Source organism: Nocardia sp. NPDC041819 (assembly GCF_055590505.1).
On sequence record NZ_JBVJAP010000004.1, the window covers coordinates 201200 to 213654 of the forward strand.

Here is a 12455-nt window from a genome sequence, read left to right on the forward strand (position 1 = left end):
GCTCAATTCACCTCGAGATTTTCGTTCTTCGTGCGGGCGGCCCGGATGTCGGTGGCGCTGAGATTGGCGACGTTGTCGACCTCGAACGTGCCGAGTGATCTGTCCGCGGTGAGGTCGGTGATTTCGACCTGGATGGTCTGATCCATGTCGTAGTGGAAGGTGATCAGGACCGGAGCGTTCGCCGGATAAGGCGGGATGGCGAAAAGCTGCCCGCCGTCGGGCCATTTTCCTTTGGTGACGAACCGGACGTGGTCGATGTCCTCGTCGTCGCCTTGGGTGACGCAGATCCGCACTTCGGTCTGGCCGTCGGCGACGGTGCCGAACACCTTGCTCGCCTCGGCGGGGATCTTGGTGTTGCGCGGGATCACGATGCTGTTGCGCGGCCGCAAGCTGTCGTTCAGTGCGACCGTTCCCAGCGCCTGCGAAGTGACGTCGAGGATCACCGGCTTGCGCGCCGCGCTCGACGACGTCTCGGCTTCGGCCCGCAGCGCCGCGCCGAGCGCCACGAGCTCGTCGGGGTTTCCGGCCCGCAGCGGTGGCTTGCCGGTCAGTTCCTCCAGCATCGTCGCCACCATGGGCATGCGGGTGGACCCGCCCACGAGCAAGGTGTGATCGATGTCCGCGAACCGCAGGCTCAACTCCTCCACGAGGGAGTGGGCCAGGTCCCGCGACTGGTTGAGCAGGTCGCTGGTGAGGTCTTCGAACGTTTCGCGCGTCACGGTCAGTGTGCGGGTGACGCCGTCGTGGCTGAGCACCACTCGGGTGGACCGGGTCGAACTGAGCGTGCGTTTGGCGAGTTCGGCCTTCTCACGCAGGTCGGCTTCGGTCTCGAACGCGTCGGTGAGATCGCCGCCCCCCTGGGCCATGTACTCCTCGTTGAGGTGCTGCATCAGCCGGTTGTCCCATTCGAAGCCGCCCAGTTCGTGCAAACCGTCGGTGCCGAGTACGTCGAACACGCCGTCGCTGATGCGCATGACGGTGACGTCGAAGGTGCCGCCGCCCAGGTCGTACACCATGACGGTGCCGCTGCCGCGATCGAGTCCGAAGGCCAGCCCGGCCGCTGTCGGCTCGTTCACCACACGCAGCACGTTGAGACCGGCGATCGTGCCCGCGTCCCTGGTCGCCCGCCGTCGCGCGTCGTCGAAGAACGCCGGGACCGTGATCACCGCGTCGGTGACCTGCCCCAGGACGAGTTCGGCGTCCTCCTTCAGTCGTTTGAGGATCAACGCCGACACTTCCTCGGCCGAGTAGGCGCGGTCGTCGGAGGTGACGAATCGGTAGTCCGGGTTGCCCATCTGCCGTTTGACGAACTGCGCGACATCCAGCGGCGCGGTCACCGTGGACCGTTTGGCCATCGAGCCGACCAGCACGCTGTCGGAGTCGAAGAAGACCACCGACGGTGTGAGTCGCTCGCCGTCCCGGTTGACCAGGATCTCCGGCCTACCGCTCGCGCCGACGACGGCGACCGCTGAATACGTGGTACCGAGATCGATACCGACGGTATGTGCCACTGTTTGCCCTCCCGACGCACCTGGTGACGGTGCATGAAAAACGGATACTGCGAAATATTCGACGTGTGCGGTTCCTGTGGTGGCCCGCGTCGGCTTCGGACGCGCGCCACGCACCGCACAGCCGGCGGGAACGGTCAGGGATTCGGCGCCTTCCATTCGAATTTGCACATCTGGCACTGGTATTTCTGCCAGCCCTGACGATCCTTCTCGCCGATGTCCATTCCGGTCTTCTTGCTGCATTGCGGACATACTTCAGCCATAATCGGCCTTCCGGTAGTGGGAACTGTGCTCCAGAGCCATCGGGGGGTGCACAGGTTTAGAATCATATAAGTCGGAGAGGGCAAGTAATCAGCGAACTTCGCAGTGATTTCCGGCCCGTATTATCGGCGGCGGACCGAATTTTTGCCGTTCCTTGATGATGTCGCTGGATTATTGCTCCGAGTGCCCCGTACTCGGCAAGATCTTGCTACGGGGGTTCGTATCCCGGTCTTCGGCTCGGGTTGCCGATCTCGCTTCGGTACGCGCGCTATGAAACCTACTGGTTCGAAAGACGTTCGATGTCTTGCCGACGCGTATCACCAGCGATGAAGATCGCGATATGGAACCGAGCTTGCGAGTACTCGTCGCCTCGCCCCTGGGGGGAATCATCGCTCCCACACTGTCGCAATATTTTCCGGCATCGACCGTCGCGGTTGCCTCCGATGTCGACGAGGTTCGCACTCAAATCGTGGGACGTTTTCGGTTCGACGTGGTCATCTCGGATCTGATCTGGAACAAACCCGAAATGGAGTACCGTTTCGACGGTTTGGATGTCCTGGACTTGCTGCGTGACACCAAACGGCAGAGCGAGGTTCTGCTCGCCGCGCAAGGGCACAGCATGGAGAGCGATCACCTGGACGAGGCCCGGCTGCGCGCGGCCGAGATCGCCGAGTTCTACGACAAGTCATCCGGCGTCCCCGCGCTGCTCGCGGCTATCCAGCGCGCCGCGACCGGCCGCAGCGAACAGATCGCGCTCCCGCGGCAGGGGCCGCCCGCACTGTGCGCGCTGTTCACCGAACAGCGTGGTGAGACGGCGGGCCGGTTGGCCGGTGCGATCGCGGCCAAATCCGCTTGGGACTACAACTCTCTCGCCCAAGTCGCCCGGGTGGGCCTCAACACCGCCAACAAGGCCACCAACACTTATATCGGGCCGATCATTCTCGCCCGCAAGGAGTTGCCGGAGGGGACGCCGTTGACCCAGGGGGCGGTCTTCCGCTGGTGCGGTGAGCACGCGCATTATCTGATCAGTTGGTGCCGCCGCAACGGCCATGCCGATGTCCTCGGCCCGCGATTCACGTGACGGCACGATCCGCACCGGGAGTGCGCGGATCGCCATCAGCTCTCGTCCCGATGCGTCAGTACCTCCGTGTGCCCGTTGCGGCGACACCAACTCATCAGATAGCGCGCGTGTAATCCACACCAGCGGTACACGACGGCGGAGGTCAGCTCTCCGTGGGATTCGTTCTCGCGCCGTTGCGCGATGATTCGTCCGAGATGGCCGTCGGCGAGCGAATGGGCCGCGTCGAGATCGACTTCGGCCACGGCTGCCAGGGACGCGGGGTCCCACGTGCGTCCGGAGGCGATCGCCCCGGCGAGCCGGCCCGCGATTACTCCGTCTCGTCCGGTGAAAAGTTCATAGAGCGACGGAATACCGTCTGTCGCGCGCCGATTCGGCAGGCGTCGGCCGTCGGCCGCTTGTCGTATCGCCGAGAGCAGTGCCGCTACCCCCGTGGCTTTCTCGTGCACACCCGCGATCTCGTCCGCCCGGTGGTACGCCTCGTCCAAGTGATCCTGCTCCATGCTGTGCCCTTGGCCTGCCAGCAGAACGGCAGTGCCCGTCCGGCTTTCGCGCACCATTTCCAGGACATCCAACCCGTCGAAGCGGAACTCTTGCTCGGGGTCGTTCCATACCAGGTCCGCGAGCACCACGTCGAGTTTCTCGATGCCGGTGACAGCGTGGACCACCTCTGCCCGGTCGCGGGCGACGATGACCTTCGCCGCGGGGAAGGACGCCGACAGCGTCGGTTCGATGACGTTTCCGAGCGGTGAAGCGACGAGGAGTCGCATGAATCGTTTCCCCTCTCGTGATCCCGATGGAAACTTTCCGTCCCGCGGCGAGAAGATAAGTATGAGCCTCGCGCAGAAGCGCACGGGAGATCATCGACGCCGGATCTGGCACTCCGTCCGGCTCTGTCGGCCCGTAACAGCCACCCCGCGAGACCTTTTCGTCGATGGTTGCCTCCGTGCGGTAGGGGGCTGCAACATCTTGCCCGGCAGTGCGCTACTGCGGGCACAGACCGTGCTGGGCGATGGTCGGAAGGTAGCGCTGCCACTCGGTGGCGGTGATCGGCCCGCTGCCGCTGTCGCAGAGTTCGGCGGCGACCTCGTCGACGTCCGTCGCCCAGACGCGCACGATCCGGTCCGGTCCCGCCGCGAGCAGCACATCGCCGCCCAGCGCGTAGACGGCATCGTTGACCCGACCCGTGTAGGCGTTGAGCACCGCCAGCCGCCGCGGGTCGCGCGGGTCGGTGATGTCCCAGACCCAGATGCCGTTGTCACTGGCGCCGCCGACCAGTCGCGTGCCGTCGGGGCCGAAATTGACGGTGATGATCGCGTCGGCGGCGCCGATCAGCGTGGCGAGATGCCGGGGCGCCTCCGGGTCGGACAGGTCGAAGAGTTTGACGGTGTGGTCCATGCTGCCCGCGGCGAGGATCGGCGCGGTGGGGCTGAAGGCCACGGCGGCCAGATCGTTGGTGAATCCGGAGAGTTCGGGCAGTTCCCGCGGGCGGGCGCGATCACGGATGTCCCAGCGGAACACCGACTCGTTGGACGTGGCGATGGCGAGTTGGGCGCCCGCGGCGTCGACGGCGGCGATGCCCGGCAGGCCGGGACCGGTGGAGACCGCGCCGAGCGATCGCGGGGCGGCCAGGTCGCCGAGGTCCCACAGCGTGACAGTCGGATCGTCCTGGCCCGCGACGACCAACGTCTTGGCGTCGGGGGTGAAGGTCATGGCGGAGACGATGCCGTTGACGGCGGCCACCTTCGATGTCGGCCGGGGGTGCGCCGGATCGCGTAGGTCCCACAGCAGTACGTGCCCGGCGCGGGTGCCGACCGCGGCCGTCGAACCGTCCATCGCCAGCGCGACCGCTCCGCAACTCTTCTCATCCGCGCCGACGGGCAGCGCGGCGTATTCGACGGGTGCCGCGGGATCGCCGAGGTTCCACAGGTGGGCGCTGCCGTCGCCCGCGCCGGTGCCGACGAGCAAGAGCTTCCCGCTGCGATCGATCGGTGTCTGGAAGACCACGCTCTGTGCCCCGCGCAGGACCGGGCCCGGCAGCGGCCAGATCCGGACGGTGCCGTCGAGACTGCCCGTGATCAGTGCGTGCGCGTCGAGGGCGAAGCGCACCGACACCACGATGACCGGGTTGGGCAGTTCCATCTCCAGTTGGTCGGTGTCCAGGCGCCACACGCGCGTCTTGTTGTCCGAGCTGACCGCGGCCAGCCGCGTGCCGTCCGGGCTGAAGGCGACGTCGTTGACATAACTGGTGAATCCACGCAGCGCGGGCAGTGGCGCCGGGGCGGCCGGGTCGCGCACATCCCAGCGGCGCACCTCGTTGGCGCGTCCGGGGACGGCGAGGACGGAGCTGTCCGGACTGAATCGCAGCGACAATGCCTGCGCCGTGGAACCGTCGGGCGGAATGTCGGTCAGCGGAACGTCCCGGTCGGTGGCCCAGATGCGCAGTGCGCCCGCATTTCCCGCGGCGGCGAGAAGCTTCCCGTTCGGGGCGAACGCGATGACGGGTGCGCCTGCGGGAAGCTGCCAGGCGGGCAACGGAATCGGGTGCCGGGCGTCGGTGATGTCCCATCGGACGATCTCCGCCGTGGTGGTCGTCGCGGCGAGGGAGTGCTTGTCGGGGCCGAGATCGAGCGTGCGGTACTGGACGCCGGTTCCGGCGAGGGTGGCCAGCGTCCGGGGTGCGTCCGGGTTCGCGATGTCCCAGAGATCGATGTGGCCGCCGAATGCCGCGGCCAGCAGTGCGCCGTCGGGAGTCATCGTCACGGAGCCGAGAACCGCTCCCGGCCGGGGCGCGGGAATCCGGCTGCGGAAATCCGCCGACCCGGGCTGTCCGGAACGGGTGCTCCGGTGCAGGTGGTGCAGGTCGATCGTGGCGTCGCTGCGGCCGACGGCGAGTACGACTCCGGAGCGGTCGGTGGCCACCAGCGTGCCGCCGTCGGGTCCGAGCAGCCGGGTCGGCGTCTGCACCGCGGTGCTGTCCAAGAGCGCGGAGCGGGCTTCGAGGGTGGGTCGGATGCGGAAGGCCGCGAGCGCGAGCTGCGCCGACAGCGCGGGATCGGTGCCGCGCAGTCGCTCCGCTTGGAGCGCGATCTGGCGCGACAGCGCCTCGTCTCGCGCGTGCGCGGCGTTCGACCGGGCCACCAGTGCGACACCGGTCAAGACGATCGTCGCGATCAGCGCGGTCGCCAAGCCCGCGACCATCCGCTGCAAGATCCGGGTGCGGCGGCGTTCTCCGGCCTGGATCTCCGCCCGGTGGGCGATACTGGCGGCGATGTAGTCGCGTTCGCGCTGGTTGAGGTCTCGCCGATGTCCGTCGTCGCGCGCCCACTCCTGGACGAACTCCAGCCTCGCGGGTCCGAGCAGCGCGCTGGGGTCCTCGTTGTTGTCGAGCCAGACCTGGGTGGCCTGGGTCAGCCTGCGGTGCACGGCCAGGCTCTCCCGATCCTCGTCGAGCCACCGGTGCATCCGGGACCAGGCGCCGATCAGCGCCTCGTGCGTGATCGCGACGGTCTCTTCCTCGACCGTGAGCAGGCGGTGCGTGGCGAACCGCTCGATCACGGTGTTCACGTTCGCGACGGAGTCGTAGTCGAAGAACAGCTCCTGGCGTTGTACCCGGCGACGGGTGGTGACATCGTCGTCGATGTTGAGCAGTCGCAGGAACGTGCGGCGGGTGATCTGCCGCTGCGGCTCGGTGAGACCGCGATACACGGTTTCGGCGGTTTGCTCGATGGCGCCCGCGATTCCGCCGACGGCGTTGTAGTCGGCGACGGTCATCTTCCGGCGGCTGGACCGTTGCCAGGTCTCCAGCAGAGCATGCGACAGCAAGGGGAGAGCGCCGGTGTCGTGAGCTTCGGCGGACCCGCGCGGCGCGAGTTCCACGATCAGCAGCTGCACGAGTTCGTCTTCCACGCTCCAGTTCGCTTTGCGGGCCGGCTCGATGATGACGTCGCACAGCGCCTGCTTGCTCAGGGGGCCGACCAGCACCGAATGATGCGCCAGCGCGTGGTGCAAGAACGGCTCTTCGGCGGCGTGGCGGTAGAAATCCGCGCGCAGTCCCAGCACGTGGGTCCGGCCGCTCGCGTCGCCCGCGAGCGCGGCCAGGAAGTCGGCTCGCTCGCCGTCGTCGAGGCACAGTGTCCAGGTCTCCTCGAACTGATCGATGACCAGGACGTCGGCGGGGTCCTGGAGTACCTGGGCCGGATGTGCGCCGGGGGTGACCACCGCGGCCGTGCGGCCTTCGCGCTGGAGCGCGGGTAGCAGTCCGGCGCGCAGCAGCGAGGACTTCCCCGAGCCGGAGGCGCCGGTGACGATGAGTATCCGCTGTTCGGATCCGGCGAGCGACGAAACGCGCTGTCGCAGATCCGCCGTGAGTTCGGCGCGGCCGAAGAGCCATTCGGCGTCATCGGGTCGAAAAGGCTCCAGGCCCCGGTAGGGCACCGGTCCCTGGCTACGCCTGCGTCCGCTCGTCGGACGCACCTGCCGGACCGCCGCGAGCCACCGCTGTTGCCCCTCCGGGTCACGAACGCCGCACGCCGTCAGGACATCCCGGAACATCCGCTCGTTCTGCTCGGTCGGCACATGGTGACCGGCGAACCATCCGCTAACCGTGCCGTGCAGGCCTCCCGAGTGCTCGACGACCTGGCGGACGGTCAACCCGGCGGTGGTGCGCAGCCGTGTGAAGGCCGCCGCGAATTCCTCTCGGGTGGAGATGGATCGAGGATCCACCCGCCTCCCGCCCCCATCGGTCATGACGGGAGTCTAGCGAGATCCGGGCGGCGGCGCGGCGTGTCGTATGGACCTTGTATTGACTTCTTTCTCGACCGTACGCACTGCTCAGAGGCTATTTCCTGAACCCACGCCGCGAACGTGCTCCGCGCATCGCCGCAGTGGGAGGAAAGGAAACAGCCACCATGTCCGCACCATCACTGTCGTTGCCGACCCGGCCGAGGCCCGGATTCGGCCGCGCCCTCGATACCTTCCACCGGGCGGCGATCCACGTGCCGGCCTACGCCGACTTCCTCGCGCGCCGCGGAATCGAACCGGCAAACATCAGAACCGCCGATGACTTCGCCGCGCTGCCGCCGATGACCAAAGCGGAATACCTGCGGCACTACCCGTTGCGCATGTTGCTCTGGCACGGCGACGTCGCTTCGGCCGGGACGTGGTCGTGCAGTTCCGGCTCCACCGGCCGGCCCAGCTATTGGCCGAGGGACCTCGTCGCCCAGGAAGAGGCGATCGAGCTCTATTCGCGGGTGTTCCGCGACAGCTTCCAGACGCGGCAGCGGTCCACGCTGTTGGTCGTCGGCTTCGCGATGGGCAATTGGATCGGAGGCACCTACACCTACGCGGCGGCCACCGCGATGCGTCAGCGCGGGCACCGCATCTCGACCATCGCACCCGGCATCGAACCGGAGACGATCCTGGCCGACATCGCCGAACTGGGCCCGCACTACGACCAGGTCGTCCTGGCCGGTTACCCCCCGTTCGTCAAGGATGTGCTGGATCGGGCGCCCGCCGAGGTGCTGCGCCAGAACCTGCGCATTCTGCTGGCAGGCGAGGCCATCACCGAAGAATGGCGGGACTACGTGCTCGACCGGATCGGCAAGCCGGGGCAGCCGGGGGAGATCCGCGTCGTCTACGGCACCGCCGACGCGGGCATCATGGGTTGCGAGACGCGCACCAGTGTCGCCGTCCGCCGCGCGGCCGGCGCTGATCCCGCGCTGAGCGAGGCTTTGTTCGGCGAGGCGCACCCGCAGCCGACCTTCGTCGAGTACGACGCGGAGTATCGGTATACCGAAGTCGACGCCGAAGGCCGATTCCTGTTCAGCGCCGATACCGCGATCCCGTTGCTGCGCTACCGGATCAACGATGTCGGCCGGATCTTCTCCGCCGCTGAGCTCGCCGCCGTCCTCGACGCGCACGGTCACCGTCTGCCGGTGCGCACCTCCACCGACTCCTGCGGGTTCCTCGCCCTGCACCGGCGCACCGACGTCGCCGCGTCGTTCTACGCGCTGGAGATCTACCCGGAGAACATCCGCGCCGCGCTGGAGGACCCGGACGTCAGCCCGACGGTCACGGGAAAATTCGTGCTGGTGACCGACACGGACGCACGATTCGAGCAGACCTTGCGGCTGCGCGTGGAGCTCCGCGACGGCGTCTGCCCCGCAGGCGGATTCACCGCGCTGCTGGAGCGGAAGGTGGTCGATGCCCTGCTGCGCACCAACAGCGAGTACCGCCGCCTGCACCGGGCGCTCGGCTCGGCCGCCGAGCCGCAGATCAGCCTGCACCGGCACGGCGGCGCGGGCTTCGAGACGGGCGTCAAGCACCGGTGGACGGGAGCGCGGTCATGATCGAAATCCTGCATCCGGCAGACGACGAGCGGCGCATCGCCGAACTGTGCGCACCCGGATCCGGGTACCGGCTGGTCGACGGCTGGGCGAGTGCGGCAAGGGAACTCGCGTTGATCGAGCGGCCCGAACTCGCCGCGGGGACCCCGGCCGCGGCGGCAGCGCTGGAGGACTACCTGACCTCGGTGCGGGACGGTGCGGCCGTCGACCGGATCAGCCGCTACGTCGTGTACCCGTGGCGCCGGACCATCGTCGAACTGCCCGACCGCGAGCAGTTCTGGCGCTTGAGAACGGCCAGGAACCGGCACCTGCTGACCGGTGACGAGCAACGGGCCTGGTCGGACGCCGTGGTGGGAGTGGCCGGGCTCAGCGTGGGCGCTTCCGCGCTGGCGGTCTGCGCGATGTCCGGCGCCCGGCGGTTCCGGCTCGCCGAGCACGACACTCTCGGATGCACCAACCTCAACAGGCTCCAGGCGTCGGTGTGCGATCTCGGCGAACCCAAACTGACTCTGGCGCAACGCCGTACGTTGGAGCTGGACCCTTATAGCGAGATCGCCGCCTTCCCCGAGGGGTACCGGCCGGAGAACGCATTGGACTACCTGGGCGGGCCGGGAGGCTCCGCGCCCCTGACCGTCCTCATCGAGGAGATGGACGACCTCGCGCTGAAAGTGGATATCCGCAAGCGCGCCCGCGCGCTCGGCATCCCCGTGGTGATGGCGACCGATCACGGCGACAGCTCCTTCGTCGACGTGGAGCGCTACGACCTGGAACCGGACTATCCGTTCTTGCACGGCCGGGCCGGCGATCTGACCGACCTGACGGCGGCCGAGCTGCGCGATCCGGCGCGACGGATCGAGCTGGCCACCGCCATCGTCGGCAGCGACGTCACACCGCGGACGCGCTACTCGCTGACCGAAGTCGGCCGCAGCCTGCCCTCGTGGCCGCAGTTGGCCACCGCGGTGACTCTCGCGGGGGCGCTGGCCGGCCTGGCCGCACGGTTGATCGCCTGTGGTAGCAGCTTGTCCTCCGGCAGGTATCGAGTGGATCTCGACACGCTGCTGCGGGGTACGCGGGAGCGGTGGAACGAGCTGGGAGAGGCGGAGTTCCGCGCGATGCTCGGCATCCCCTAGTGCTCGAGCAAGATCTTGCCGATAAGGATTCGCGTCGAGCCGAAACGAACCCGGGTACGGCGGTGTCCGGCCATACCTGGCACGGCTTCCTGGTTCCGCTCGGCTCGACCCGAGCCGGATGTTTGGCTGGCGAGGTGCGATGCGCCGAGTGTCAGCATTTCAACCGCCACGGCTACCCGTTCTGCGGGAACTGTGGTGTGCGTGCCCGACGGAGGCGGATCGGCGGCGACGGTGCGGCCCCATCGAAGGCGGTGGAGGATCTGCGTTCTTCGCTGAGCGATCTGCTCGACCGGATCAGTGGGTGCGACATCGACCTGGAGGACCGGCAGCTGGTCGAGGAGACGACTCGGCGCGCGGCGGTCGAGGCGGCGAAGGATCGGCCGAACCGGATCGTTCTCACCGGTGTCCTCCACGCGGTCGGAGAGTCCGTCGCAGGGGTCGCCTCCTTGGCGACCGCGGTGATGGCCTCGAAGGACGCGGTCGAGGCTGTCTTCCGCTGATCCATCGAGCCGAATGTAGACATACATACGGTATGTATGTAACAGTGGACGGGAACCCGAACACTGGGAGGACCCATGGCAACCAGCACAGCTCTCGGCCGCACCCGCGAGGTGGATCTGCCCGGCGGCCGCATTCGCTATCACGAGACGGGGGAGGGTGCTCCGGTCGTCTTCGTGCACGGCCTGCTCGTCAACGCGGACGTCTGGCGCAAAGTCGTGCCCGTGGTCGCCGCGGCCGGATACCGCTGCCTGGCGCCGGACTGGCCGCTGGGCTCGCACGAGATCCCGGTCCCGGACGCGGAACTGACCCCCATCGGCATCGCCGATCTCATCGCCGCGTTTCTCGAACGTCTCGACCTCACCGACGTCACCCTGGTCGCCAACGACACCGGCGGAGCGATCACCCAGGTGCTGCTGACCCGCGACCGGTCCCGCGTCGGCCGCGTCGTGCTCGCCTCGGTGGACAGCTACGAGAGTTTCCTGCCGCAGCCGTTCACCTCGCTTCCGCTGCTGGCGAAGATCCCGGGATCGCTGCGCCCCCTCACCGCGGCGCTGCGGATCCGGGCGCTGCACCGCCTGCCGCTGGCCTTCGGATGGGTGACCAAGCGGCCCGTTCCGCCCGAGATCGTGGACTCCTATCTGCTGCCGAGCCGCAATTCCGCCGCGATCCGGAAAGATCTGCGCCGCTTCCTGAAATCGGCGCATCGCCGCTACACGCTGGAAGCCGCGCGCCACTTCGCCGAGGTCGACATCCCGGTGCTGTTGGCCTGGGCGCGCGAGGACCGGCTGTTCCCGGTGTCGTTCGCCGAACGCCTGGCCCGCGACCTGCCGGACGCGCAACTGAAGCTCATCGACGACTCCTACACCTTCGTGTCGGAGGATCAGCCCGAGTTGCTCGCCGAATCGATCCTGGAGTTCACTCGGCTGCATGCCACGCCGTAGCCAGGAAGACCGGTCTCGCGCGACCAGGGCCGCGCTCGAACAGGCGGGACGCCGCCTGTTCACCGAGCGCGGCTTCGCCGGAACCTCGGCCGAAGGGCTGGTCATCGAGGCAGGCGTCACCCGCGGCGCGCTGCACCACCACTACGGCGACAAACGGGGACTGTTCCTCGCGGTGCTGGAGCAGATCGAGGTCGAGATCACCGAGGAGATCGAGAACGCCATCGGGGCGGTCGATTCCGAGGACGTGATGGCCGGAATGGCGGTGGGGCTCGCGCTTTTCCTGGAGATCTGCCAGCGCCCGGCGATGCTGCGGATCGCCCTCACCGACGCCCCAGCCGTGCTCGGCTGGCAGGCCTGGCGCGAATTCGAATCCGCGCACGGCCTCGGCCTGATCACCAGGCAACTCGAGCGCGCCCGCGCCGCCGGGTTGATCGCCGACGCCCCCATCCCCGTACTGGCCCAGCTCGTCGTCAGCGTGATCAGCGAGGCCTCCTTGATCGTCGCGCACGCCGAAGACCCCGATCGCGCCCGCGCCGAGGCACAGGAGTCGGTGCTGTTGCTGATCTCCGGACTCATGCGCACCAGCGGTTGAATTGCTCCGGCTGCTCGGCGCGCGTCGGTCTCGGACGGCGCCGCTCGCTCGTGGTAGGTGCCTCGCCTCCCCGAATCCGGCCACGCACGGCCTTATC

9 protein-coding genes are annotated in these 12455 nt (G+C 67.9%); 6 read left to right on the forward strand and 3 right to left on the reverse strand.

What is annotated here, in order from left to right; translation table 11 throughout:
* Positions 1-2 precede the first annotated feature (2 nt).
* Positions 3-1511, reverse strand: coding sequence for an Hsp70 family protein (locus ACZ6DL_RS15490; protein WP_466051566.1), 1509 nt, complete (start codon positions 1509-1511; stop codon positions 3-5).
* A gap of 598 nt (positions 1512-2109) precedes the next feature.
* Between ACZ6DL_RS15490 and ACZ6DL_RS15495 the strand changes: the two genes are divergently transcribed.
* Positions 2110-2850, forward strand: coding sequence for an MSMEG_1198 family transcriptional regulator (locus tag ACZ6DL_RS15495; protein WP_357037402.1), 741 nt, complete (start codon positions 2110-2112; stop codon positions 2848-2850).
* A gap of 35 nt (positions 2851-2885) precedes the next feature.
* Here the strand turns inward: ACZ6DL_RS15495 and ACZ6DL_RS15500 are convergent, their stop codons facing one another.
* Positions 2886-3617, reverse strand: a complete 732-nt coding sequence (locus ACZ6DL_RS15500; RefSeq protein WP_466051568.1) for an MSMEG_1198 family transcriptional regulator — start codon at positions 3615-3617, stop codon at positions 2886-2888.
* 214 nt (positions 3618-3831) lie between these two features.
* Positions 3832-7596: an nSTAND1 domain-containing NTPase gene (locus ACZ6DL_RS15505; RefSeq protein ID WP_466051569.1), complete on the reverse strand. Its 3765-nt coding sequence runs from the start codon at positions 7594-7596 to the stop codon at positions 3832-3834.
* 161 nt (positions 7597-7757) lie between these two features.
* Here ACZ6DL_RS15505 and ACZ6DL_RS15510 point away from each other — a divergent pair, with 161 nt between their 5' ends.
* The 5 genes from ACZ6DL_RS15510 to ACZ6DL_RS15530 all read left to right on the forward strand — a co-directional run bounded on the left by ACZ6DL_RS15510 (position 7758) and on the right by ACZ6DL_RS15530 (position 12358).
* Positions 7758-9197, forward strand: a complete 1440-nt coding sequence (locus ACZ6DL_RS15510; protein ID WP_466051571.1) for a phenylacetate--CoA ligase family protein — start codon at positions 7758-7760, stop codon at positions 9195-9197.
* The gene (locus ACZ6DL_RS15515) at positions 9194-10324 is read left to right on the forward strand and encodes a ThiF family adenylyltransferase (RefSeq protein WP_466051573.1); all 1131 of its coding nucleotides are present in this window, start codon (positions 9194-9196) and stop codon (positions 10322-10324) included. Before ACZ6DL_RS15510 ends, ACZ6DL_RS15515 begins: the two co-directional genes overlap by 4 nt.
* A 197-nt stretch (positions 10325-10521) precedes the next feature.
* The gene (locus tag ACZ6DL_RS15520; protein ID WP_466051575.1) at positions 10522-10824 is read left to right on the forward strand and encodes a hypothetical protein; all 303 of its coding nucleotides are present in this window, start codon (positions 10522-10524) and stop codon (positions 10822-10824) included.
* A 75-nt stretch (positions 10825-10899) separates the two neighbouring features.
* The gene (locus ACZ6DL_RS15525; RefSeq protein ID WP_466051577.1) at positions 10900-11766 is read left to right on the forward strand and encodes an alpha/beta fold hydrolase; all 867 of its coding nucleotides are present in this window, start codon (positions 10900-10902) and stop codon (positions 11764-11766) included.
* Positions 11753-12358: a TetR/AcrR family transcriptional regulator gene (locus ACZ6DL_RS15530; protein WP_466051579.1), complete on the forward strand. Its 606-nt coding sequence runs from the start codon at positions 11753-11755 to the stop codon at positions 12356-12358. The genes ACZ6DL_RS15525 and ACZ6DL_RS15530 overlap by 14 nt, the downstream gene beginning before the upstream one ends.
* Positions 12359-12455 lie beyond the last annotated feature (97 nt).